Source organism: Rhodococcus sp. UYP9 (assembly GCF_040547235.1).
GTDB lineage: Bacteria > Actinomycetota > Actinomycetes > Mycobacteriales > Mycobacteriaceae > Rhodococcoides.
In genome coordinates this window covers 236,088-260,467 of the sequence record NZ_JBEPPH010000004.1, presented here as the reverse complement: position 1 = coordinate 260,467, position 24,380 = coordinate 236,088, and the positions used below count along the sequence as shown (strand labels likewise).

The following is a 24,380-nucleotide window of genomic DNA, read 5'->3' as shown; positions in this document are numbered from 1 at the left end:
CCTACATACCCATGGGGGGTATAGTCGGCTGATTAGGTACCCCCCATGGGTATGCGCGCACGCGATCGGAGACCAATGAACACCACCTCCAACTCGGATCTCACTTTGACCGACCTCTCACCGAACAACGGCTGCGGTTGTGGTTGCGGTTCATCGCATCCCTCGACGGCTACTAAAGTTCCTCCGAGCCCAACCGGTCAGCAGTTTGCCGTCACCGGGCTCACCTGTGGGCACTGCGCGCGGGCAGTCACCACCGAAGTCGAAGCTATCGAGGGTGTCCGCCATGTCACCGTCGTACTCGTCGCCGGCGGTGTTTCGACGGTATCGATCGACTCCGCGTCGCTTCTCAGCCGGAGCCAAGTTGCCGCCGCGCTCGACGAGGCCGGTGACTACCATTTGACCTCCGACTGATCGAGCCGGGAACCCAGACATGAAGGCACATATGAGGCGTTCTGAGTCTGGGGCGTTCTGAAGTCTTTCCTCGGCCGGCGTCGGCGCGAAATATGCACTGCCCAATGCGAGCGCAGTCGACCGCCCACGGAGATCGCTCGACTCTGGTGGTTCCCCGCCGACGTGGCGCGGGACCACCAGTTCGATCACAGCGTGCTCAGCCACCTCACAGTTGCCATCATCGATCGCCATCCGTTAGAGAAAGAGTAAAAAGTAACCGGAGCACTCCTTTCAAATGTAGCCGCTGATACATTTACCTGGTGTACGACGAAGAAGCCTCTACCCACTGGCGAATAATCTTGACCCAGATCCCGGCCGAACCATCACGACACCGTGTTGCGGTATGGCGCGAACTTCGCAAGATCGGCGCATTGTCGATCGGCCAAGGCACCTGGGCCGTACCGAATGTGCCTGCGTTCTCCACCGGAATCGACCGCGCCCGCGCCCTGGTAAAACGTGCCGGAGGTGAGATCATCTTCCTCCACGCGAGCGGTGCCACCACCGAGGACGGTTCCCGGTTCGAAGCGATGTTCACCGCTGCACGCGAGGATGACTGGACCGAATTCCTCTCCGACTGCGCCAAATACAAAGCTGAACTCGACAAGGAAATCAGGATCCGCAAGTTCACCTTGGCCGAACTCGAAGAAGAGGATCAGAGCCTCGACCGACTACGCCGCTGGCATCGTGATCTGAAAGCACGGGATGTATTTGGCGCGAACAACTCCGAACGCGCCACAGAAGAATTACAAGAATGTGGGCAGCGATTCGAGGACTACTCCGAACGCGTGATCGCCGCCCTGCACGATCCCGAATCCATCGACAACAACCACCACGCATGAACAATGAAACCGCCGTGGAACGCTGGCGCATGTGGCCCCTGTACGCGGCAGGTTTCACCACGGCATTCGGCGCCCATGCCGTCGCAGCGAACCTCGTGTTCGACCTCGACAATCTCGCCGACTCTCTTCTCTACCTCGGCCTACTCCTGGCCCTCTACGACGGCGCCGAAGTACTCCTGAAGCCAGTCTTCGGGACACTCGCCGACAAGGTCGGAGCAAAACCCGTCCTCCTCGGCGGTTTGATCGGGTTCGCCGCAGCCTCACTCCTGTTCGTCCTCGTCGCCGACACGAACTGGTTATGGCTCGCGCGCCTGGGGCAAGGTGCCGCAGCGTCGGCATTCTCCCCCGCAGCAAGCTCCCTGGTAGCGCGCCTGAACCCGAAAGCCAAGCGCGGAAAAGGTTTCGGAACCTACGGCTTCTACAAGAGCCTCGGCTACACCGCCGGCCCACTACTGGGCGGCGTAATAGTGTGGATCGGCGATCTAACACTACTGTTCGCTGTGACCACCGTCCTCGCAGGCGTTGTTGCAATCTGGGCTCGAGCAGTCGTGTCGGCAGTGCCTGCACTTCCTCGTCAACGCCAAACAGTGGTCGATCTCGCCCGCCGTCTGAGCGACTCACACTTCCTGCGGCCCACCATTGCGCTCGCTGCTGCAACCGCAGCTTTGTCTGTCGGAGTCGGATTCCTCCCGGTCTCTGGCGCAGCCGCCGGCCTGGGGTCCATCGAGACAGGAGCAGCGGTGTCAGTGCTGGCGTTATGCGCTGCATTGACGCAACCACGCGCCGGCCGCGCCCTCGATAGCGGCACGATCTCCGCTACGGCAGGTATGGCCGCCGGGCTGGGTCTGACTGCTCTAGGCCTTGCCGCCGCGATGCTTCCCGGACTGGCCGGTCTCCTAGGTGCCGGCATCGCCATTGGAATCGGTACCGGCATCATCACTCCCCTAGCGTTCGCCTCGCTCGCTGCCTCGACCCCCGAAGAACGCATGGGCCAGACCATGGGTGCCGCTGAACTCGGCCGTGAACTCGGCGACGCCGGCGGCCCACTCCTCGTCGCCGGGGTAGCGGCCGCCGCGACGCTCACCGCAGGTTTCGGCGCGCTCGCTGCCCTGGTGCTGCTCATCGGCGTTGCAACCGCACGGCGGTGAGTATCCATATCCGATCCCAAACACTAGCAACGGAACTCCGCGGAGCACCGCGCGAAACTGAACGGAACCAGCGAGCACGGTACGCATACTGCGACCTGGAGGCGGCAGTCCACCGACGATCGACTCTCCACTCCTGCAGCAAGAATCGCGACTTGCCTGCTCTGCGGGAACGGAGCTACATGCTTCTCACAGGTGTCTGCCAGGCGTCTCGGACTCGTGGGCGGGGTACGCATGAATAAGAGCAGTCGTGAGCTTCGGAACGGTGTGGGTCAGGGTGTGCTCTGCGCGGTGGGCTAGCCGATGCGCGTCGACGAGACTGGTGGAAGGGTCGATATCGAGTTCGGCGTCAGCGTGCAATCGATGCCCTATCCACCGCATCTTGACGCTGCGCACAGCAAGGACACCGCTCTCCTGCGTCAACGCTGTCTCAGCTGCCTCGACGAAGTCCGGCTCGACACCATCCATGAGCCGCCGAAAAACATCGCGCGCTGCCGAGCGCAGTACAGCGAGAATTGCGGCGGTAATGACCAGACCCACGATCGGGTCGGCCAGGGGAAATCCCAGCGCCACACCGCCGGCACCGATCACCACTGCCAGCGAGGTAAAACCATCAGTACGAGCGTGCAACCCATCGGCAACCAGTGCGGCAGAGCCGATTTGGCGACCGACCCGGATTCGGTAGAGCGCGACGAGTTCGTTGCCGACGAACCCGACGATACCGGCAGTGGCCACCCAGCCGAGGTGTTCGATGGGGACCGGATCGATCAGGCGACGCACGGCTTCGATGCCGGCGATCAGAGCGGACAACGCAATCATCGCGACAACGAACAAGCCGGCGAGGTCTTCGGCGCGTCCGTAACCATAGGTATAGCGCCGCGTCGCCGCTCTGCGTCCCAGGGCGAAGGCAATCCACAGCGGGATCGCCGTCAACGCGTCGGAAAAGTTGTGGATGGTATCGGCGAGCAATGCTACCGATCCAGATACCGCGACGATGATGACCTGCGCAATAGCGGTCACTCCCAGCGCAATCAAACTGATTTTGACGGCACGGATGCCGATTCGGCTGGATTCGAGGACGTCGTCGATACTGTCGGCGGCATCGTGGCTGTGTGGTGCGAAGATCTCAAGCATTACCGAATGAACCTTCCCCGCACGGGCATGACCGTGCCCATGCCAATGCCCATGCCCGTGCCCGTGCCCGTGGCTGGGCTCCTCGCCGTTCATCTGGACTTCGTCGCCCCTGGGAGTATGTGTCATCGCCCCTCCTCCACTGAATGACGTTCGACGACCGCATGATTGAGCGAAGATGCTGAACTGGCGGCTGGTTCGACCGCATTGTGTGGGTGCAGCTCGCGCAAGCCTGCCGTTGCGCGGTGGTGTCCGGGGATGCCGGGGCCGGCATGTTCGGCATTGAACACAGCATCGGTGACCAGCTGCTGGACATGCTCGTTCTCGAGGCGATAGATCACCTGCGTGCCCTCGCGCCGTGTGCGGACCAGACGCGCCATCCGTAGTTTCGACAGATGCTGCGACACGGAAGGGGCCGGTTTTCCGACGCGATCGGCAAGGTCGTTGACCGACAACTCTCGATCGACCAGCGCCCACAAGATCTGGACCCGTGTCGCGTCGGCCAGCATGCGGAACACCTCGACAACAAGTCCGACCTCGTCATCGAGTAAGCGGCGTCTACATCCTGGACTATCTGCATTCATACGCAGATAGTAGCGCACGCGCCGCGTGGGCCGTTTCGAGATGCAGGTACTCGTTGCCGAAGTACATATTCCGGTTCGACAGCGTGTGCCATACTTATTCCACTAACAGACTAGTGGAATGTGAGGCTCATGATCGTCTACCGGATCGACCGGCGTTCCGGTATCCCCACGTATGTGCAACTCGTCCTGCAGACCAAACAAGCACTTCGCCGTGGCGAGCTGGCCGTCGGAGATCAACTCCCCACCGCAAAGGACGTAGTCGGCGCACTCACGATCAATCCCAATACCGTTCTGAAGGCTTACCGGGAGCTCGAACGCGAGGGGTTGGTCGAGCCGCACCCCGGGGTCGGGACCTTCGTCGTTGCCACTCTCGCAAAACCTGGCATGGCCGAGAAGACCGCTCTGCAACGAGAGCTGAACCGATGGTTGGACCGTGGCATCTCGGCTGGCTTGGACAGAGCCGACTTCGAAGCTCTGGTTGCCTCTGCGCTCGACTCCCGCTACCAAAATGAAGGAGAGCAGTAATGACCGACACGGTTCTGTCCATGGCGGGCGTCGACAAATCGTTTCGCCGCACAACTGTCCTGAACGACTGCACGTTCTCGGTCGAACGTGGCACCGTCACAGCACTTGTGGGGCCGAACGGAGCCGGTAAGTCGACGATCATGTCGCTCGCAGTCGGGCTGCTCGCCCCTGACCGAGGAGACGTCACCGTGCTGGGTCAGCGCGTCGGGCAACGCGGGATCACTCCCGGATTGTCCTACCTCGCTCAACACAAGCCACTGTATCCGCGGTTCACGGTCAAAGAAATTCTCCGCTTCGGACGAAGTACCAATCCTTCCTGGGACCAGGACTACGCCTCCGAACTGGTCGAGGCAGCTGAAGTCCCGCTGTCTGCGCAGGTTAAATCTCTATCGCCAGGACATCGAACGCGCGTCGCACTCGCGCTCGCTCTCGGACGTCGACCAGAAGTGCTTCTGCTCGACGAACCCCTCGCAGACCTCGACCCCGTTGCCCGACGCGACGTCGCGCGGACCTTGATGCGTGACGCCGCCGAGCACGGCACCACCATCATCCTGTCCTCGCATGTTCTCTCCGAACTCGTCGACGTCGCAGACCAACTATTACTGCTGCGCGACAACCGAATTCGACTTGCCGGAGCAATCGACGATGTCACCGACGACCATTACGTGCTGGTCGGGTCAGGTGATCCTGCAGCCGTCGCGAATCTCGGCTCGGTAATTGCCGAGGTCAAAGGTTCCGACGGCACTGCGTTCGTAGTGCGAGGCCCTCGGCCCTCCGCGGCACCTGGGTGGCAGGTCGACGACGCCTCACTCGACGACGTCGTGCTTGCACACCTCACAGTCAGGAGTGCGTCGTGATCTGGGTGACGTGGAGGCAGTTCCGCGGGACTATCCTGCTGGGAGTCTTGGCACCGCTGTTGCTGGCGACTGCCATCGCGGTATTAACTTTCCTTGCGGACCGCCTCGGGTCGAATTATGTGTTGTTCCGATGCTTCGGTCTGTCGACCACGACGTGCCTGACGGAGTCCTCGCTTACTCTTGCAAGCTTGGCAACCATTGCCCTGCCCGTCGTCCTCGGTGTGTTCGTGGGCGTGACGGCTTTCTCACGCGACATCGAACGCCGAACTCACGTACTGGGTTTGACCCAGGCAGTCGGGCGCATGCGGTGGTATTGGACGCGCGTGCTCGTCGTATTCACGCCGATCGTCTTGGCGATGGTGGTTCTGGGTTATGTGGTGCTGTGGTCCCGGTTCGGGACAAGTCCATTCGGGTCCAGCTTCGTCGACGCGTTCTATTCGCGCCTGGAATTCCCTACCTTCGGTACCATAGGCGTCGTTCCCGCCGGTTACACCGCACTCGGATTGGTCATCGGTAGCACGGCAGCGCTTTTGCTACGCAACACTATCGGCGCAATGGTTGTCACTATGGTTGCGACCGTCGCTGTCATCATTGCTTTTCCGAGTCTGGTTCGAGAGCACTACGCGACGCCCGAGGTGGACCGCCTCACCCTCGAGATGAGCGAATCCGGTCGAAGCGTCGCGTACGAGGTGGCCCCATCCGATGTGCAGCGTGCGAGCTGGATGGTCGACTCCTATTACGCCGACGTCGCAGGGAGGCGCATCGATCTGCCGTACGACGCGTGTTCGAGCGAGGACGACATCTGGCCTGATCCGCGCGAGGACGAGACCACCGCGGACTACAACGACCGAGTGGACGCGTTCTTGACCGTCCGTTCAGAGGCGCGCGTCGCATGTCTGACCGAGCTGGGCGCCGACCACTACGAGCACTTGCTGTTCGAGGACCGGATGTTGTGGCGGTTCCAGTTCACCGAAACTGCCCTGTGTCTTCTTCTTTCGGCCCTCCTTGCCGGAGGTTCGACGCTGGCGGTTCGACGGTTGCGACCGTGATCTGGTCGGCATGGCGTTTGAACCGGGCGCCTCTGCTGGTCTCGCTGACATTCATCGTGATCCTGATCGTGGCAGCGTTGACGGCGGGGATATACATTCCGAACTATCCGAATTGGACATGGTCCTTCGGGGGCATTTGTTCGCGCTGGAACGATGTAGGGCCGTGCAGGCCAGAAACAGCGTTGACGTTGTCGACGCTGTTCGCGGTGCTGCTGCCGTTACTGTTCGGCATGTTCGTCGGTGTCCCCACGTTCGCCCGTGAAGTGGATTCCCAAATGCACGTATTGTCGCTGACGCAATCGACAAGCAGGGTTCAGTGGTACTTCGCACGCATTGTTGTGGTCTTCTTGCCGATCTCGGGTGCAATGTTGTGTCTCGGGTTGGCATTGCACTGGGCCGCGGGTCCATCACGAGATTCAATGAGCACGAGTGGCAAGCCGTCCGTCAAGTTCTCGTTGTTCGATTTTCCGCACTTCGAAACCGCCGGTGTCGTTCTCGGCGCGTACACACTCGTCGTATTGCTCATCGGTAGCACTCTGGCACTCGTGTTCCGTAGCGGGATCATGGCCATGCTCGCCACGCTGTTCGTATTCCTTTTCGTCCCTGTCGCTTTCACGTGGATCGCACGTGAGCACTACGGAACACCCACGGTCCGAAGCGAGGCGATAGACGGTCTGTACCGCGAATCCGAATACCCTCCGAACCCGTACTACACCACGGACGGAACCTGGGTCATCGACGCCGGCTACGTCGATGCGAGTGGTGCAACTGTAAGGCCCGAAACCACACGCTGTCGGCCGCAGTACCAGGATGGATCCGGAGAAAAGCGTGCCGATGAGTCGGACGAACAGCGCGCGGAGCGGGCGCGACTCGACAGAACGAACCGTGCCGATCGATTCGATGCGTGTCTAAAGGACCAAGGCGTCGATGGCTTCGACATTCGCTACTACACCGAGGACGACTTCTGGCGGTTCCAAGCCATTGAAACTGGGCTGATGCTTACCTTCAGCGTCGCCATAGGTGCTATCGGACTGTTACAGGTCCGCCGTCTCAGCTGAACTCGAGGCGACCGGTCCTACTGAGGACATCGGTCGTCGTTACACCGGAGGCGGCTATCCGCGTAGATATGACGGTCGCCAGTATGGTCGAGGAATGACGGTGCGCGCGGGTGTAGTGGTTACAGGAAACGAAGTTCTGGCCGGACGGGTCACCGACAGGAACGGCCCGTGGGTAGCTCAGCAACTCTTGGAGATGGGAGTGGACGTTGCACACATCACGATCTGCGGTGACCGCCCCGAGGACCTGACGGCGCAACTGCAGTTTCTCGCGGATCAGCGTGTCGACTTGATCGTCACCACCGGAGGCTTGGGCCCGACCGCTGACGATCTCACCGTGGAGACCGTTGCCGCTCTGTACGACCGCGAATTGCACCTCGACGACGAACTCGAACAGCGCATCCACGCAATCGTGCAGCGATGGCGAAGCCGGTTGAGTTCTGCAACCGACTCAGAGCCGTTGCTGGCAGGTATTCGCAAGCAGGCAATGGTTCCGCACGGTGCGTATTCCATTCCACCGACCGGAACCGCCCCCGGTGTAGCGATACCTGCCGGAGACTCCGGGGCACTGCCCGCTGTCCTGATATTGCCTGGCCCACCTCGCGAACTGCAGGCGATGTGGCCAGAGGCACTCGATACCGCGCCGGTCGTCGAGGTCCTGGCCCGAAGCACTCAAATCCGTCAGAACACCATTCGTGCGTACGGGCTGTCCGAAGCCGACCTCGCTGCAACGCTACGGACGGCGGAGCGCCAGATCACGGGATTCGGCGATCTCGAGATCACCACTTGCCTGCAGCTCGGCGAGCTCGAGATGGTGACCCGCTATGCAGAGCCTGCCGCAGCCGCATACGCGGATCTTGCTGGTCTCATCGACAAACATCATGGCGCGCAAGTCTTTTCGATCGACGGATCCACCATCGACGACATCGTCGCGAACCGGCTGGCCGGCCATCGAATTGCCACCGCAGAATCGTGCACCGGTGGCATGATCGCCGCCCGTCTCACCGATCGCGCGGGTTCCTCGGCCTACGTCGTCGGCGCGGTCGTGTCCTACGCCAACGAGGCGAAGACCGGTCTCCTCGACGTCCCCGCCGAGATGATCGAAGAACACGGCGCTGTCAGTGAAGAAGTGGCGGCTCAGATGGCGGAGGGCGCACGGAGCAGACTCGGCGTCGACATCGCGGTATCGACCAGTGGCGTCGCGGGACCGGGCGGCGGCACCGACCTCAAACCGGTCGGCACTGTCTGCTTCGCAATTGCCTCCGCCGACCGACCGACCATGACCCGCACACTCCGGCTCCCCGGTGACCGCGCAAGCGTGCGTGCGCTTTCCACGACAGCGGCGATTCACATGCTCGCCGACGCGTTGGCGCCTGTGAATTGACCGCCATCGTTCACGCGCGGCGCGGTGAGCGGAAACGTAGGCTACGAACTATGCGAATCACTGTGATGCTCAACGCATTCAGTGACTCGGTAACCGTTCGGTCGAGCCAGCGGCCAAGGCAACAGTGACATGGTCGATACCATCCCTGACGATCCGCCCGTAGCCGTCGTCGGAAAGCGCTCGCAGCCGACGATTCGCTTCGTCCAAGTGCCGCGCAGCAGCGGCCAACGAACTGAGCCGGCGATAGTTGTCGGCCAAACTGAGGTGCAGAGAGGGATAGAACCCGGCGACGTTCAACGACGCATGGTGTGCCTTGACGCGGTCGTCGGTCAACGTGTCCGCAGCGTCCAACGCACGGATATCCCAGGTCAGCGCCTCCGCCGCATCGTCGCACACGTCGGCCAAATAGTGGCTGATCGTGCATCGATGCAATGGATCTCCGCCGGCACCGACGCGCTCCCACAGCGCCTGCAGCCTTTCGCGCCGCTCGGCCACTCCCGCGGTCCGCATCGCTACGGCGATAGCCGTCATCGTCTCGTCTGGTCCAGTGCCGCTGTCGGTGGAGTCTGCCATGGCGGACAATCTAGTCAGCACCACCGACAGAACCTCGACCCCGCGGATCAGCAACACCCCCGGCGACATCGACGCGCATAACTCCCGACCCAATGGAACCGCTCGCCCTACCTCTTGACAGGACGAACGTAACGCAGATGGACAACGGGTCTCAGTTCATTTCGCTTGTGCTGCAACCGTTCTTTTGAGCAGCTACATTCTTTAGCCCGCCGCACGACTCGAACAGGAACGATGGACGGAACTGGTCGCTTACGCGGAGTTCTCCTGTAAACGCAATTCAAACGGTAGGTATGTGGTCGGCTAGAGTCATTCGAACAACTGACGGCCTCGGTCGACGCGGACGCTGCGTGAACGACAGTTACCGCACCGTCAAGGAATCCTGACTCGCCGATGCTCTCGGCAGTGGCTGTGCACAAGATCGACCGCTCAGGGCTGGGCGGAGCCGATGAGCTGCACCAATCTCGTTTCGATGGCGGCCCGCATCAGAAGCAGTCGTCGTCTGTCGGCAGGATTGTTCTGTGCACATTGCTCTACCTCGCGCCCTACTTTTGTCAGAGCCTCGACGAGAGAGTTGCTGAGATAGCCAGCGTGCGGGTCGATGGCGACGAGCTCTTCGAGACCACTCTGCACTTCGTCAAGAGTTCCGAGATGCAACCGTACGACGATATGCAGTGCATCCAGCCCCACCGAATCATCTGGCGATGCGTTCTGCCGTAGTGGGGGGAGCAAACGTTCGAGCGCTTCGTAGTCCCCTGCTGAGTAGAGCTCGTTGATTCTGTTGTTGACCGTTGATGGACGCGCATCCGGGTGTGGATCGCTTTCGACCAGGGCATCGATGCGAGATCGAACGTCTTCGAGTTCCGGGGCCACCTGATACTCGGGCGTGCGGTTCAGCATCGTTCTTAGTTCTCCGGCGGCGGTATATGAAGCTTCTCGGATGGACTCTTTATCATCCGCAACGCCTACGGTGATCGCAGGCAATGTAGCAGCGGTGATTGCTGCAAGGACTGCTGCGGGCGCTTTGGCGAAAGAAAGATCGGTGATCATATTGACCGCGACTATGGCTGTCAGTGCGCGGGCAGTGGGTTCTTCGGACAGGGCCGTCATCGTCGAACCAGCAGCTTGCCCTAACCTCAGTGAGAGGTCGAATCGTCGACGGCTGGCGTGACAGGTGCTCAGCTCTCCTTCGAGCAGCGCCTTTGTGTACAGGTAGCAGCGGCGACTCTGATCGGAGTAGGACGCGAGCGGTTCGTGCTGTTTGATTACAGCTAATAGAGTTTCTGAGTGCATTCGAAGCAGTTCGGTTGCGAAATAGTCGCCGTTCGATCTCGATGCGCCGAGCCAGCCGCGTAGAAAGTGCATCAGTAGGAATGCGTCGCTCTCGAGCTGGCCCGGTGGCAATGCGGCCAGCCGGGACATCCGCAGGATCTGATGGACAAGCGGATGGAGGTTGATGGTTTCGCTGGTCGGGCCGGCAGTTTCAGAGACGATACGGCGAGCAATCGATTGACTTCTGAGGGCGGCAATGACACCCCGCCGCAGCTTGGGCTCGACCACCTCGGGGTGTGGAACCTCAGCGACGTCTAGCGAGTGTTCAGGTTCAGCTGCGAGTGGCACCATGAGATTGAGCGGAATTTGTTCGGGGGCTATTAACGAACCCAACTCCAGTACTGCCCGGGCCGTAAGGCCGTGCCCGCTTGCGTCGTGCTTCCCGAGGGACGCGACTGCATGCTGGATTGCCTTGAACGCAGTTTTGTTGAACCCCGCTGGGATCGAAAGGATGTCGTCGAGCGCCTCTAGGTCTTCGAAGTAATGGGTGGCTAGCTCGCTTGGAGTCCCGTCCGCGTTGCGAAAGTATACGCCTGCCATGCTCACAGCCAGTGGCACATGCCCGAGCATGTAAACGATTTCCGTCAGTACTGTGTGGTGTTCTTCTTCCTGCTCGCGGTCTAGACCGGCGTACGAGGCAAAGCAGCCGACCGCCTCCTCGGTGGTGAACTCGCCAACTTCAATGACTGCAGTGTCTGGCCACCAGTTCAGGCGGTTGGTGCTCGTGACGAGCACTACCCCGTGGCCTCGTGTCGGAATGACTCGATCTATGTCGGATCGTTGCACAACGCCGTCGAGTATCAAGAGCCATGGGCCGCTGTGGCGACCGAGAATCCCGGTGAAAACGGCAACGGCGTCTTGTTCGGGGCTGAGGGCGCCTTTCGTCAGCTGTTCGACATGGTTGACAACCTGCGCGTCGATAAAGTCTGCGTCTCGGCAATCGATCCAACACATGAATTGGTAGTTGATTGCATCGAGATGGCAGTAGTCCGAGGCGATTACAGACTTTCCTGAGCCCGTATGACCTACCAGAGCGACTCTAGGTGGGGCAACGGCTGCCTCGGCAGGGAACGAGTCCTTGATTTTGCTGAGGTAGTCCAACCGTGGAAATGTCGAGACGTAGTTCGGTATGCCTGCGACGGGGAGGCCCCAGTCGAACCCTCCCGCAACCTGCGCGATGCGAGAGTCGGGCATCGCAACGAGCTCCAAAAAGTCCAATGCCTCCAGACGGCTCGCGTCGGTTCCCGCCGCAGCACTGAATACCCGATCAAGAAGAATCGGAACCAAGAGACTGCAAGTTGTTGCGGTGTGGTTCCGCCCGCGTTCCTTGCGAAATCCGCCAACTAGATCCGCGATTGAATCTCGAACTAGGTGATGAGACCGCCCGTCAACCGTGATTCGAGGCCGATCCCGCTGTGTACTGTGTTGTCCACCTGGGCCGTTCGGCCAAACGTACGAGACGGTGCCAAACCGGGCTATGGCCCGTGCGTCGACTTCAACGTCACTAAGAAGGGTGGGCGAGAGCGGTTTGTTGGTGTAAAGGGCAGAGGTGGTCGCATCGTGAGTGATGAGACGTTCGAGTACCGCTCGGGCGGACGCTGGTTGAAGCGGATGGTTGGACGGGTCGATCGAAGACTTCACCTGGATGTGATGTGTCGGCATGCCGTCTGTGAGGAAGCCGAAGTCGACGATGTCGTCGTCTTGCCCATGAGAGTCCACCACAACAGGTTCGACAACCAACGTGGTTTGTGGAATTAGCGCTATGTTGTCCCGCAGGTGTTGCAGAAAGTGCTCCACGGTAGCCATGTACTGGTACTTGAGGCCAAATGCTGCGATCGTGCCGCCGCCAGGAGTCATTGTTCACCGATCTCTTATGTAAATCAGGAGTTGAGACTTCGTCTCGCGGACTCTCAGGATGTCTGCACAGCGATGTTCTGAAGCGAGTAGGCGCGTTCATATTGCCTACTGGCTCGTGGAGGACCCCAGTCGAGACAATGAGTCACGACTGTTTCGTAGGTTGTTCGATCCCGGAAATTCGCCAAGGTGTTGGTGGGTCAGCGAAGTGGCGAGGTTCTGCGGATTCAACAAGTACCGACCGAAAGTAAGTTGTTGTACCAGGTAGAAACTTGACTTGGTAACCCTCTGCGGTCCCGTTATCGAGGCGGTGTAGCGCAACATCCGCGTGTTCGACATACGACTCTGGGTCGCCAATGTACGCCGGCCCGACTGTCATCGTCTTCTTTCCAATCTTAACGACGTAGTCGGGGCCCTCGAAACGTAGGCTACCGCCGTCGATCATGATTGCTCGAAGTTCAGGTGAGTCCTCTCCCGAAAGAGTGGCAGTGATCGATGAGGCATCTGGCGTTTCTACTGCGTGACCTTCGATCAGCAGTCGAGCGATGCGCAGATCGATCCTCTCCCTCTGGGTCACGGTGAGCGGCAGTTGGAACGACTGTTTGCAGTGAGCCTGGACAACACTTAGGTCTTCCGCGATTGATCTGATGATCGCAACGTCGGGATCCAGTGGAGGTATGTTCTCAGCGTTCCCTTGATGGACTGTCATCAGGTGCTGATCTTCGAGGTGCACCTTCAGCAGAAGGGCGTGGGAGCGTAGAAGCGTGCTGATCTCAAGAACCTCGATCGCGTCACGCACTGCAATCTTCTGCAGGTTGTAACCGATCCGCACGTTGATGGGTTCTTCTGAAAATTCTTGCAGCGGAAAGAGAACACGCATCTCCAGGTGTTTGTTGTAGAAGGCGAGCTCTAGCGCACCACCTTCGGGTCCTTGGCCGATGTGCGTGACCTCGCCTTCAAACTGTCCGAGGTGATCGCCGTCGGGTGTTTCGAATGAGATTTGCGCGGTCGCGCCCACATGAGGGTTGCGGCTGATGGGGTTGAACTGCATGTCGATGTTCTGATGCGCTCCGGCAATGAACGCCGGTCCGCTGATTGTAAGACGTTGGACGACTTCGGCAGGCAACAGAACTGGGTCGGAGGCACCGAAACCAAATGTCCCTCTCATGGCCTTCGCGAGCTCGGAATGTTGGGGACCTAATACCCCGTCGACTGTAAGTTTGACCGGGCTTTTGATGTGAGCATCAGAGGTCTTCGGGCGCAGTGAATACGTCACGCTGTCGCCGTACCTCACGAAATCAAGAGCCCAGTGCGGGTCCATCGTGTCCGCGAGCTGACCCAATGACCGCACCCGATCCACGACATCTTTCACGCCGCCAAACAGATTTGCGGCTTCTTGGCCGAACAAGACTGCATTCGCACGCATTTGATCGCGTTCGAGGTAGTTGTAAACGTCGGGGAGGTTGATCATCAAGATGTCGAGCTCGACCTGATCTACGATTGAGATTTTCGGTCCTCGTAGTTCAGCCAGGCCTTCAACGAACATACGCTCACCAGGAGTCAGTTTGGTTGGCACGACGAGTAGCCACTCGTCTGGTTGGTACTTGGCCGCTGTGATGTACGACTTGCGGATCTGTTTCTGGCGGGTGGTCTTGCGGTCGCCAGAGAACCCATCCGGGTAGTACTTGAGTTGATAAATACGCTTGTGGGCGTTCGATTTCTCGACGTCGATGTCGATGCCGTCGTCGCCACCGCGCCCATCAGGAACGATTACGTTGGCGTGTCCGTCCCACTGGCGGCGAATCAACAGTTCGACTGTGGACTCGAACTTGTTGCGGCCAAGCGTGGCCCAGTCGACCTGCACGATTAACGCCTCTCCTGCGGAAGTTCGATCTGCGGTACGGGCGTTTGACACTTCGTAATGGCTAAAGCCGAGCGACCAAATGCGGAGCCGCAGCTCGCGTCCTGGATGTCGGAACACTGTCGGTAACGATGGCGGGGTTGCTCAGAGACCAATGTCGGTGACAGCATTTCCAACGAGGGGCGCATGCTCGCGGCGGTACACCTCGACCGAGTCGAGGCTCGCGTGGCCCGTCTGCCGGGCGATAGCGGACCCGTCGGCACCGTTGCGAGTTCCTTGGGTGACGAAACCAGCACGCAGGGAATGCCCACCCAGTTTGGTCAGCGCGGTGGGATCGAAGCCTGCGTGGCCAGCACGGCGGCGGATGGTCTGGTGAATCGCAGCTCCGGACAACGGAGTGACTCCAAGGTTTCCGTTCTTCGCGATAGCGCGAAACATCGGTGCTAGGGCGGCGGTGCGCGGGACTCCCCCGCGGCACACATGTGCCTCGAACGGTTCACCCTTGCTCAGCAGCCGGATAACAGAGGGGCGGCCGCGAGCGTCGAATGCTGCGATGACCTGGGCCCAGCGGACATACGCGCAGGGTGGGCAGGTCTGGTGGAATTCGGTGTACGGCAGTGCTTTCACCGCTCCCCTACCCTCCTGATCAGTCTTCGACTTCCGTAGCCGGATATGCAACCCGTCATGCCGGTGCACGCTGACGTCCCCGCAGACTAGGTCGGAGAGTTCACTGCGGCGGAAGGCACCGGCAAACCCGAGCAACAGAATCGCCGAATCGCGTCGCTCCAGCACCTCGTCAGCCCACCCTCGGCACTGCTCGCGCGCAGTCCGTACGAGAAGTTTGATGTCATCCACCAGCAACGGGTCTCGCGGGTTGCGGGGACGGTCCCCCGCGGCGGCATACTCCCGCCGGATCCCGGACAACGTGGCGGTCACGAGTTCGTGTGCAGACGGTGACAGATGCCCGGTGATCCGGTGCTGATAATTAATCGCCGCAATCCAGGTGCCGAAGGTGGCCACGGCGTAAGCCCGCTCCCCTTGCTCGGTGCAAGTGTCAGCGGCGTCGACGAGGTACGCGGCGACGGTGACCGGATGTGCCGGCAACGTCACGTGACCGTTCGTCTCGCACCACGTGGAGAAGCGTCTCCATGCGGTGGAGTAGGTCTTGCGCGTTCCTTCGGAACGGGAAGACTGAACGGCGCTCGCGATCCGCTTCGCGACGGCCGGCGGGATCTCCGGCTCGACAGCCACCGACAGACCGTTTCCGAGGATGCCCGGGGCAGTGCCCACCGCAGGTGTCCGGGCTGGTCGAAAGTCCATACACGCAGCCTAGCGCAGGCCACTGACACATCGGCAGCGTGAAACTGTGCTGAGCTGGCAGTTTCGAGTAGACGATGCGGAAAATGCAATTTATGTCGCCATCGAAGCGAGACACCGCGAGTCGTGCTGCACCGCCGCACTGGCGCCGTAGCTCGGCATCAGATGAAGGTTGTCCGATAGGCACTTCAGCGCCGAAATACGTTCGTGGACTTCGACCGTCCGACTAGCCGAACCTACGCTCCAAACGTCGGTGGTCCCATCCACACCCACCGACGTAACGGGAAGCACCAAGCGTTCGTGACAAATTGTGACAATCCGTGACAACGAGACCTAGGACAAAGAAAGGCCCTCCGACCGTGCGGCCAAAAGCGCAGGTCAGAGGGCCTATCACTGCTCCCCCGGCTGGACTCGAACCAGCAACCGTCCGATTAACAGTCGGAAGCTCTGCCAATTGAGCTACAGGGGATTACTTCGTGGCATCACACTCTCGTGTGCGCCGAGAGAAACCATAGCGCACACCCCCATGGGAGTACCAAATCGCCCTGGTGGAGCCGAGTCAGGCAGGATGGTGGGACGCGCGTAGAGGTAGGTGGAGTGGCGCCTACCTCGATGACCGCCAAACACTGATGACCAGCAACACTCTGGGAGGACTTTGATGATCCGTTTGGTTCTGGCTGCTGGAGCGGCGTACGTACTCGGAGCCAAGGCTGGTCGTGGTCGCTACGAGCAGATCCGTAAGACTGCTGCGGCCGTCGCCGGCAGTCCGGCTACGAAGAAGGTTCTCGATGTGAGCAGGCAGAAGCTGTCGGACTCGTTGAATACGCAGCCGAAGCTCGAGCCCATGAAGACGATCGACGACGAGTCGCAGCTGTACATTCCGCAGGATCAGCTCCGCAGGAAGTAGCTAGCCGGCGGCTGAATCGTCCTCCACGTTGCCGATGGCCTGCTCGAGCAGGCTTCGCCGGTACTGTTCGAGGGCGATGACGTCGCCGAGCAGCGCGTAGTACTCGTCCGGGTTCTCTTGCGGGGACATGCGCTGCATCTTGGATTTGAGTTCGGCGACCTGCTCACCGACCCATACTTCTTGCAAGCGCGCCATCACACCGTTGGTGTAGCGGGTCAGCGCGATGTCGGCGACGGGTATGTGTTCGACGGCCAACTCCATGACGAGTGACTGAATGACAGGTCCCTCGGCGCGTTTGGCGACGGCGTCGACCCATTCTCCTCCGCCGAGCCCCGCAGCGGTGCCGCCCGCGGCTGTGACGGCCGCACTGACGGCCGCGTAGGCGGGATGTGTGAATGTCTCCGGGGGCAAAGAATCGAACACGGACCCGGCGATCGACGGGTTCTGCAGCGCCGACTTGAGGGCTTCGCGCTGCGGCCACAGCGCGGGATCTCGCGGTTGCGGTCGCGGTGGGCCGGCCGGTGTTTCCGGCTTCGGCTCCTGACGCTTCTCGAACGGCACACGCTTGCTGTTGGCATCTCCGCCGCCCCGAGCGATCCTCTTGGCTTCGTCGCGCACTCTGGCGAGCACCATCGCAGTGTCGTCCCAGCCGGTCCACCCGGCGAGCTGGCGGGCGTACTCGTCACGCAACGAGCCGTCCTTGATTCGGGCGACAACGGGAACCGTCCGCTTCAGAGCTTCGACGCGGCCCTCGGGGGTGTCCAGATCATGTTCGCTCAGCAGCGATTTGACGACGAACGCAAACATCGGTGTCCGACGCGCCACCAGATCGCGCACTGCAGGATCACCGGATTTCTGGCGTAACTCGCAGGGATCCATCCCGTCGGGGGCGATGGCGACGAATGTTTGCCCGGCGATCTTCTGGTCACCTTCGAATGCTTTCATCGCGGCTGCTTTTCCTGCCGCGTCGCCGTCGAAGGTGTAGATGACCTCGCCACGAAAGTAGCTGTCGTCCATCATGAGTCGACGCAGCATTGCCAGGTGGTCTTCACCGAATGCAGTGCCGCACGATGCGACAGCGGTCTTGACACCGGCCAGGTGCATGGCCATGACGTCGGTGTAGCCCTCGACGATGACGGCTTGGTGCGACTTGGCGATGTCTTTGCGTGCCATGTCCAGACCGAACAGCACCTGAGACTTCTTGTACAGCATGGTTTCCGGGGTGTTGATGTACTTGCCGGGCATGGTGTCGTCGTCGAAGAGTTTTCGCGCGCCGAAGCCGATGACGTCGCCGCTTTGACTGCGGATCGGCCACACCAGGCGGCGACGGAATCGGTCGATCGGGGTGCCGCGCTTGCCCGCCGTGGCCAGCCCGGCATCGATGATTTCTTTGGCCTCGAAACCTTTGCTCAGCAGATGCTTGGTGAGGGTGTCCCAGCCGTCGGGGGCGTATCCACACCCATAGGTGAGTGCGGCTTGCCCGTCGAAGTCGCGTTCGGTGAGGTAGTCCTGCGCCGCCTGCGCGTCGGGCTCGCGGAGCCGTGCAGCGTAGAACTCCTGAGCGGCAGCGTTGGCCGCGATCAGCCGCGCGCGTGTGCCGCGATCCCGCTGAACCGACGGCCCGCCACCTTCGTAGGTGATGGAGTAGTTCAGCCGGTCTGCGAGCTGCTCGACGGCTTCCACGAACGAAATGTGCTCGATCTTCTGCAGGAACGAGTAGGCGTCACCGCCCTCGCCGCAGCCGAAGCAGTGATAGTGCCCATGGTTGGGGCGCACGTGGAACGACGGAGACTTCTCGTCGTGGAACGGGCACAGCCCCTTCATGGAATCGCCGCCCGCGCGCTTGAGCGAGACATAGTCACCGACCACGTCCTCGATTCGAGTGCGTTCGCGGATGGCGGCTATGTCTCGTTCAGGAATTCGGCCGGCCACACCGGGCAGTCTAGTACCGCGCACCGGCTGCGAAGAATCAGATCAGCCCCAACTGGCCTGAGCGCCCAGGCTGCGCTTGTCGATCCGCTCGAGCCGACTTTCGGTGTACGACGCAATCTGATCGACGACCACCCGAGTGCGCTGCGCGTCGTCCTCGGCGCGGTTCCATGCCGGCACGAAAATCGGGTCCAACTCCCCCGGCGCCGAGCGCAACAACCATTGCGCGACGCGGTGGATTCGTTCCCGCTGCCGCTCCTGACGCATCTTGTGTCCGGCATCGGACATCACGTACCGCAACGCCATCGTCTTCAGGAGTGCCACCTCGGAGGCGACGACCGCCGGGATGACCAGATCGGCGTCGTACCGCGACAGTGAACCTGTGCCCCACTTGTCGCGGGTGCCGTTGATCGCAGCGGTCGCGAATCGCCCGACCAGCTCGCTCGTGAGGTGCTTGAGCTCCACCGACGCTTCGAGTGTCCCGTCGAACCGACCAGCCGTCACGACAACCGGCATGCGTGAGAGTCGCTCTGCAGCCTCGATCAGCTCGTTTACGTCGAGACCACGGAATTCCCTGATTCCGAGTTCGGCCAATGCGCGCTGCTCCGAACGATCGCCGAGTGCTCTGAGGTCGATTCTGGCGCCGATCACACCGTCTTCTACGTCGTGGACCGAGTACGCGACGTCATCGGCCCAGTCCATGGACTGTGCCTCCAGGCACTTGCGTCGGTTCGGTGCCCCATCGCGAACCCAATCGAGGATCCGGCCGTCGTCCTCGTACGCGCCGAACTTTGCTCCGGGCGAGGGCCGCAGCCACGGATATTTGATCGCGGCATCGAGGGATGCGCGGGTGAGATTGAGTCCGACGCTGGTGCCGTCGGCGTCGAGAGTCTTCGGTTCCAGGCCGGTGAGGATTCGTAGGTTCTGCGCATTGCCCTCGAATCCGCCGCAATTCTCGGCGACCTCGTCGAGTGCCCTCTCCCCGTTGTGCCCGTACGGCGGGTGACCGATGTCGTGTGCGAGCCCTGCCAGGTCCACCAGGTCCGGATCGGCGCCGAGTCCTTCGGCAATGCTGCGCCCGATCTGCGCCACCTCGAGCGAATGTGTCAATCGAGTGCGCGGGGTATCTCCGTCACGCGGTCCGGTGACCTGAGTCTTGTCGGCCAACCTCCGCAGCGCCGCACTGTGCAGTACGCGTGCTCGGTCGCGCGCGAACGCGCTGCGGTGGGATGCGTTCTCCTGCGCGCCATCGAGCCCTGCCGTTTTACGCGGTTCCGCGACGAACCGTTCGAGGTCGTGATCGGTGTAGCCACTCACCGCTATTGCCCTGCCGTGTAGGAGAAGTCGGCGGTGAAGTGGGTGAGCTGATACCACAGCAGCGCCCCGGTCTCGCGAGCAATTCCATGAGCCTGCGATTCCCTGGTGTACACCGCGGGGCCTGTCCTGGTCGGCGACGTCCATGCGTCGAGGCCTGCATCCCTGGCCATTGTGCGAGTGCGCAACGAATGCCACGGGTCGCTGACCAGCACCACAGACGATCTTCCCTGCTCGCGCAAGGTGTCGCTGACCGCCTCGATGCTTTCGAGAGTGTCCGAACCCTCCTCGACGGCGGTGATCTTGTCCGCGGGCACGCCTTGCTCGATCAGATAGTTGCGCCCCGACGCTGCCTCGGTGAACAGGTCACCTTCCTGCTTGCCGCCGACGGTGACGATCTCGGGTGCCACGCCCTGTTCGTACAGGGCGGCGGCCTGATCGAGGCGTGCCTCGAACACAGTCGACGGTGTACCCGAATACTGGGCCGCACCGAGAACCACGATCGCCTCTGCCGGGGAGTTGTCGTCGATCCGCGCCACTTGCCAGACTCGAATGGCCGTACCGCCGACGACGAGGAGACCCATCAGCACGACGCCCAGGATGAGTCGCGTCGTCCACCGGCCGAGCGTGCCGAGAAATCCGAGCCGATCGGGGCCGGATGGGCTCGGATCCAGCGGTCGACCGTACGAATCCCCATCGGGTTCGCCGTACGGATTGCGGTCGAGAGTCGAGTTCACTCCCCGAGTTTGCCAGTCGCGCGCGATCGCGGTCGTATGGGCGCGCGGGAACTCGGCGTCGGTGATCAGAGCCAACCGCGATCCAGGGCAATCCGAATCGCTTCGGCACGTGTGGTGGTGCCGGTCTTGCCGATGGCCGCGGACAGATGATTGCGTACCGTTCCCTCGGACAGATGAAGCGTCGCCGCCATCCGCCCAGCCGTGCCACCTGCTACTGCTGCCCGGAGAACCTGCTGCTCACGCGAAGTCAACGGCGATACCCCGGCGGTCAGTGTCTCCGTGGCCAGCGTCGGATCGACGACTCGGAGGCCCATGTTCACGCGACGGACCGCGTCGGCGAGCTGCCGGGCCGGGGTGTCCTTGACCACGAATCCGTCGGCGCCTGCGTCGAGGGCGCGTCGCAGATAGCCGGGGCGGCCGAAGGTTGTGACGATCAACACTCGACACGAGGGCACGTGGGTGCGTAGTTCCGCGGTGGCAGCGATCCCGTCGATACCCGGCATTTCCACATCGAGGAGCGCGACGTCGGGCATGTGTTCCAAGGCCGCGGCAACGACCTGATCGCCGTGGCCGACTTCGGCCACCACCTCGAGGTCGGATTCGAGCTCGAGTAGGGCCGCCAGAGCTCCGCGCACCAACGCTTGATCGTCGGCGAGCAACAGTCGAATTGTCATTGCGACATCACTTCCACGCGAAAGCCACCGGATTCTCCGCTGCCGAGCACGAGTGTGCCGTTGGCAGCTTTCACTCGTTCACCGAGTCCACGAAGACCATTGCCCCCGGCGGTCGCATCGGTAGCCATCCCGCGGCCGTCGTCGGACACGACGATCGACGTCGGATCGAGCGCGACCGAACATTGTTGCGCACCGCTGTGCCTGATGACGTTGGTGACGCCCTCACGCAATGCCCAGCCGAACAGTTCACGGTTGCGCAGAGGGACGTCGTCGGCGTCGGCAGGCAGGTCCGCTCCGATCCCCGCGGCGTCGAGCGCCGATCGTGCATTACCGAGCTCCACCGCGATGTCCACGCGGCGAGCACCGCTGACCGTGCTGCGTACGTCGCCGAGCGCTTCCCGGGCAAGTGCTTCGACCTGTGCGATCTCGACGGCGGCTCGCGCAGGGTCGAGGTCGATCAGACGTCCGGCCAGTTCGGCTTTGACCGTGATCACGGTGAGTGAGTGTCCGAGGATGTCGTGGACATCGCGTCCCATGCGTTCGCGTTCGGCAACGACGGCGAGGTCCGCCAATTGTTGTCGGGCTTCGGCGAGTTCGTGATTTCGCCGGAAGATCTGCGTAATACCCCAGGCGGCAAGGGCACTGACGATGAGTTGGAATCCGAAGAAGCTGTCCGGTTCCCAGTCCGGCACGAATCGCGGAAGGAGTTCGACGGATGCGAGCATCGCAGCAACGAGCGTGACGGACTGCACCGAAGGCAGGATCATCACGGCGATAACTGCGATGTAGATGGTCAGACCGAATGCGGTCGTCCCCAGCATCAGCGAGAGCAGGGCCGTGATCGCGAGCATCGCGGTGAGCGAACCCCATGCCAGCGCCGAGGACATCGGCCGATCGTGGCGGTGTCCTCGGCGAAATGCCCAGAACGTACCGAGAAAGAGCAGCGCGAATCCGATCACGAGTGTCAGACCGGCGACCCGCGCGAACCACGAGGGCTTGGCGAGTACCTCACCGATCGGATAGGCCAGGTAGATCAACCATGCTGCAGCGAAGATCGGCCCGAACCGCCAGAAGCGGTCGCCACCCTCCTGCGCCGGTGGATCGATCCGCTCACTCATGCTGCCTACGTTATCGGTGTCGGCAGCACGAGTGAGCGAAGAATCAGACACGTTGGGTATCGCGTCGGAACAGCACAGCCGCACCGACGATGAATACGCCTGCCCACACCACGAGATTGAGGACGGCGACCGCGAGGGTGGCGGCGCTGGGATCGGTGAAGGGAGCGCGTGCCACTGTGGCGAGCCCGTAGAGCGGGGTGAACTTGGAGACGAAAGGGAACCAGCCGCTGTCGGCCAAAGGCACGAACAGCCCGCCTGCGAACGCGAGAACGGCGAGAACTGGGCCGAGTACCTGCATGACGTTCTCGGACGGCAGAAGATATCCCATGAACAATCCGAAGGCTGCGAAGACCGAACTACCGAGCCATGCGATGACGCCCGTCGAGATCCACACCCAGATCGGCATATCGGCGCCGAAGACGGAAGCCACCGCGAACACCACGACGATCGAGGCCAGTCCCATGGTCATCGCCACTGCCATCTTGGTGACGATATAGGCGACCGGCTTCAACGGGGTCAACCGAAGTTGCCGACTCCATCCCTGTGCGCGTTCGACGGAAACCATTGCGCCCCCGCTGGTAGCGGCGAGCATTGCCCCGTAGACCGCCATGCTGATGGCGATGAACGCGGTGACGTTGCCGTGTGCGAACGCGTAGTTCGACGAGTAATCCGACGCAGTCCCGAAGATGACGAAGAACACCGGCGGCATGACGAGGGTGAACAGCACCGTCCGACGGTTGCGAATCAATCTCTTGATCTCCAGGCCGAGGAAGGTGGGGCTGAATCCACCGAGCTTCAGGGTCGGACGCGAAGTCGTGTGTGCTGCAGTCATATCGAACTCCCTGCGAGATCTGATGGATGGTCGGTGGTCAGTGCGAGAAATGCATCTTCGAGTCCCCGCGAAACAATTTCGAGGTCGACGGCGTCGATGCCGAGCAGGTAGCGCGCGACGGCGTCGGAGTCCTGTCCGTGGATGATCACTCGATCTCCCCGCGTTTCCACCCGGTCGACCCCCGGAAGTGCCAGGAGTGCTCGCTGATCGACGTCGATGGCCGTGGCAGACACGGTGCGGCCCGATGCCAGGTTCTTGACCTCCGCGGCGCTGCCGTCGGCGACGATCCGCCCGTGGCGAAGCAGCACGATGCGATCTGCGTAGGCATCGGCCTCGTCGAGATAGTGGGTAGCGAAGAGTACGGTGCGCCCGCTTCTCGCGTCGGTGCGAATGGCGTTCCAGAAATCACGCCGCCCCTCCACATCCATTCCGGTCGTCGGCTCGTCGAGGACGAGCAGATCGGGTTCGGGCAGAAGTGCCAATGCGAACCGCAGGCGTTGCTGCTCACCGCCCGAGCACTTCGCGACACGTCGGTCGGCGATGGCGGTGATTCCGGCGCGTTCGATGACCTCGTCGACCGGTTGTGTCCGCGGAAACAATGCAGCGGTGAGCCGGACCGTTTCGCGCACCGTGAGGTCTCTGAGCAGACCGCCGGACTGCATCACGGCCGAGACTCGCCCCGCGCTGATCGCGTCTGCGGGTGTCTCACCGAAGATGCTCACCGTCCCGGCGTCCGGTCGCACCAGACCGAGCATCATGTCGATGGTGGTCGTCTTCCCCGCCCCGTTGGGGCCGAGGAAGGCCACCACTTCCCCCGGTTCGATCCGCAGACTCACATCCGCGACGGCTCGAACATTTCCGAAAGATTTACTCAGGTGGTCCAGATGCACCGAAGGTGTCGTTGTCATGAGAACAA

Annotated in this window: 24 protein-coding genes and 1 tRNA gene; 11 read left to right on the top strand and 14 right to left on the bottom strand. The window is 61.6% G+C overall.

Annotated features, from left to right (window positions below; translation table 11 throughout):
• The first annotated feature begins 75 nt into the window (after positions 1 to 75).
• The 3 genes from ABIB36_RS13985 to ABIB36_RS13975 all read left to right on the top strand — a co-directional run bounded on the left by ABIB36_RS13985 (position 76) and on the right by ABIB36_RS13975 (position 2,437).
• Positions 76 to 411, top strand: coding sequence for a heavy-metal-associated domain-containing protein (locus ABIB36_RS13985; RefSeq protein ID WP_084346722.1), 336 nt, complete (start codon positions 76 to 78; stop codon positions 409 to 411).
• Between the two features lie 299 nt (positions 412 to 710).
• Positions 711 to 1,289 carry a Chromate resistance protein ChrB gene (locus ABIB36_RS13980; protein ID WP_136171933.1) on the top strand — a complete coding sequence of 193 codons (579 nt, stop codon included), beginning with the start codon at positions 711 to 713 and terminating at the stop codon, positions 1,287 to 1,289.
• Complete coding sequence (locus ABIB36_RS13975) at positions 1,286 to 2,437, top strand: MFS transporter (RefSeq protein ID WP_256895593.1); 1,152 nt, start codon at positions 1,286 to 1,288, stop codon at positions 2,435 to 2,437. Before ABIB36_RS13980 ends, ABIB36_RS13975 begins: the two co-directional genes overlap by 4 nt.
• Positions 2,438 to 2,623: 186 nt before the next feature.
• On the opposite strand, the gene ABIB36_RS13970 is transcribed toward ABIB36_RS13975, so the two are convergent.
• Positions 2,624 to 3,661 carry a cation diffusion facilitator family transporter gene (locus ABIB36_RS13970; RefSeq protein WP_084346799.1) on the bottom strand — a complete coding sequence of 346 codons (1,038 nt, stop codon included), beginning with the start codon at positions 3,659 to 3,661 and terminating at the stop codon, positions 2,624 to 2,626.
• A 29-nt stretch (positions 3,662 to 3,690) separates the two neighbouring features.
• Positions 3,691 to 4,149: an ArsR/SmtB family transcription factor gene (locus ABIB36_RS13965; protein ID WP_084346800.1), complete on the bottom strand. Its 459-nt coding sequence runs from the start codon at positions 4,147 to 4,149 to the stop codon at positions 3,691 to 3,693.
• 129 nt (positions 4,150 to 4,278) lie between these two features.
• Between ABIB36_RS13965 and ABIB36_RS13960 the strand changes: the two genes are divergently transcribed.
• From ABIB36_RS13960 to ABIB36_RS13940, 5 genes are all read left to right on the top strand, one after another.
• Positions 4,279 to 4,674: a GntR family transcriptional regulator gene (locus ABIB36_RS13960; protein WP_084346724.1), complete on the top strand. Its 396-nt coding sequence runs from the start codon at positions 4,279 to 4,281 to the stop codon at positions 4,672 to 4,674.
• Entirely contained in the window at positions 4,674 to 5,531 is an 858-nt protein-coding gene (locus ABIB36_RS13955) for an ABC transporter ATP-binding protein (RefSeq protein WP_084346725.1), read from the top strand. Before ABIB36_RS13960 ends, ABIB36_RS13955 begins: the two co-directional genes overlap by 1 nt.
• Positions 5,528 to 6,580, top strand: a complete 1,053-nt coding sequence (locus ABIB36_RS13950) for an ABC-2 membrane transporter-related protein (RefSeq protein ID WP_084346726.1) — start codon at positions 5,528 to 5,530, stop codon at positions 6,578 to 6,580. The genes ABIB36_RS13955 and ABIB36_RS13950 overlap by 4 nt, the downstream gene beginning before the upstream one ends.
• Entirely contained in the window at positions 6,577 to 7,638 is a 1,062-nt protein-coding gene (locus tag ABIB36_RS13945) for an ABC transporter permease (RefSeq protein ID WP_084346727.1), read from the top strand. The genes ABIB36_RS13950 and ABIB36_RS13945 overlap by 4 nt, the downstream gene beginning before the upstream one ends.
• A 94-nt stretch (positions 7,639 to 7,732) precedes the next feature.
• Positions 7,733 to 9,019, top strand: a complete 1,287-nt coding sequence (locus tag ABIB36_RS13940) for a competence/damage-inducible protein A (RefSeq protein WP_354561901.1) — start codon at positions 7,733 to 7,735, stop codon at positions 9,017 to 9,019.
• A gap of 78 nt (positions 9,020 to 9,097) precedes the next feature.
• Here ABIB36_RS13940 and ABIB36_RS13935 read toward each other — a convergent pair whose 3' ends face one another.
• Positions 9,098 to 9,592, bottom strand: a complete 495-nt coding sequence (locus tag ABIB36_RS13935; RefSeq protein WP_354561899.1) for a hypothetical protein — start codon at positions 9,590 to 9,592, stop codon at positions 9,098 to 9,100.
• A gap of 426 nt (positions 9,593 to 10,018) precedes the next feature.
• Positions 10,019 to 11,656, bottom strand: a complete 1,638-nt coding sequence (locus tag ABIB36_RS13930; protein WP_354561897.1) for a tetratricopeptide repeat-containing protein — start codon at positions 11,654 to 11,656, stop codon at positions 10,019 to 10,021.
• Between the two features lie 84 nt (positions 11,657 to 11,740).
• Here ABIB36_RS13930 and ABIB36_RS13925 point away from each other — a divergent pair, with 84 nt between their 5' ends.
• Together ABIB36_RS13925 and ABIB36_RS13920 are read left to right on the top strand one after the other, a co-directional pair.
• On the top strand, positions 11,741 to 11,935 hold the full coding sequence (locus tag ABIB36_RS13925; protein ID WP_354561895.1) for a hypothetical protein: 195 nt from the start codon (positions 11,741 to 11,743) through the stop codon (positions 11,933 to 11,935).
• A 546-nt stretch (positions 11,936 to 12,481) separates the two neighbouring features.
• The gene (locus tag ABIB36_RS13920) at positions 12,482 to 12,679 is read left to right on the top strand and encodes a hypothetical protein (protein ID WP_354561892.1); all 198 of its coding nucleotides are present in this window, start codon (positions 12,482 to 12,484) and stop codon (positions 12,677 to 12,679) included.
• 241 nt (positions 12,680 to 12,920) lie between these two features.
• On the opposite strand, the gene ABIB36_RS13915 is transcribed toward ABIB36_RS13920, so the two are convergent.
• From ABIB36_RS13915 to ABIB36_RS13905, 3 genes are all read right to left on the bottom strand, one after another.
• Positions 12,921 to 14,639 (bottom strand): hypothetical protein, encoded by a 1,719-nt coding sequence (locus ABIB36_RS13915; RefSeq protein WP_354561890.1) that lies wholly within the window; start codon positions 14,637 to 14,639, stop codon positions 12,921 to 12,923.
• A gap of 141 nt (positions 14,640 to 14,780) precedes the next feature.
• The gene (locus ABIB36_RS13910; protein ID WP_354561887.1) at positions 14,781 to 15,956 is read right to left on the bottom strand and encodes a site-specific integrase; all 1,176 of its coding nucleotides are present in this window, start codon (positions 15,954 to 15,956) and stop codon (positions 14,781 to 14,783) included.
• A gap of 393 nt (positions 15,957 to 16,349) precedes the next feature.
• A tRNA-Asn gene (locus tag ABIB36_RS13905) sits at positions 16,350 to 16,422 on the bottom strand.
• A gap of 189 nt (positions 16,423 to 16,611) precedes the next feature.
• Between ABIB36_RS13905 and ABIB36_RS13900 the strand changes: the two genes are divergently transcribed.
• Positions 16,612 to 16,860, top strand: a complete 249-nt coding sequence (locus ABIB36_RS13900; RefSeq protein ID WP_088944798.1) for a hypothetical protein — start codon at positions 16,612 to 16,614, stop codon at positions 16,858 to 16,860.
• On the opposite strand, the gene dnaG is transcribed toward ABIB36_RS13900, so the two are convergent.
• The 7 genes from dnaG to ABIB36_RS13865 form a co-directional block, all read right to left on the bottom strand.
• A complete protein-coding gene (dnaG, locus tag ABIB36_RS13895) occupies positions 16,861 to 18,792 on the bottom strand; it encodes a DNA primase (RefSeq protein WP_354561882.1) in 1,932 nt (643 codons plus the stop codon).
• 42 nt (positions 18,793 to 18,834) lie between these two features.
• The gene (locus ABIB36_RS13890; RefSeq protein WP_354561953.1) at positions 18,835 to 20,112 is read right to left on the bottom strand and encodes a deoxyguanosinetriphosphate triphosphohydrolase; all 1,278 of its coding nucleotides are present in this window, start codon (positions 20,110 to 20,112) and stop codon (positions 18,835 to 18,837) included.
• Complete coding sequence (locus ABIB36_RS13885) at positions 20,109 to 20,840, bottom strand: YdcF family protein (protein ID WP_354561879.1); 732 nt, start codon at positions 20,838 to 20,840, stop codon at positions 20,109 to 20,111. The genes ABIB36_RS13890 and ABIB36_RS13885 overlap by 4 nt, the downstream gene beginning before the upstream one ends.
• Before the next feature lie 65 nt (positions 20,841 to 20,905).
• A complete protein-coding gene (locus tag ABIB36_RS13880) occupies positions 20,906 to 21,514 on the bottom strand; it encodes a response regulator (protein ID WP_354561877.1) in 609 nt (202 codons plus the stop codon).
• A complete protein-coding gene (locus ABIB36_RS13875; RefSeq protein ID WP_354561874.1) occupies positions 21,511 to 22,632 on the bottom strand; it encodes a sensor histidine kinase in 1,122 nt (373 codons plus the stop codon). Before ABIB36_RS13875 ends, ABIB36_RS13880 begins: the two co-directional genes overlap by 4 nt.
• A gap of 43 nt (positions 22,633 to 22,675) precedes the next feature.
• Positions 22,676 to 23,464: an ABC transporter permease gene (locus ABIB36_RS13870; protein WP_354561872.1), complete on the bottom strand. Its 789-nt coding sequence runs from the start codon at positions 23,462 to 23,464 to the stop codon at positions 22,676 to 22,678.
• Positions 23,461 to 24,372 (bottom strand): ABC transporter ATP-binding protein, encoded by a 912-nt coding sequence (locus ABIB36_RS13865; RefSeq protein ID WP_354561870.1) that lies wholly within the window; start codon positions 24,370 to 24,372, stop codon positions 23,461 to 23,463. Before ABIB36_RS13865 ends, ABIB36_RS13870 begins: the two co-directional genes overlap by 4 nt.
• Between the last annotated feature and the right edge of the window lie 8 nt (positions 24,373 to 24,380).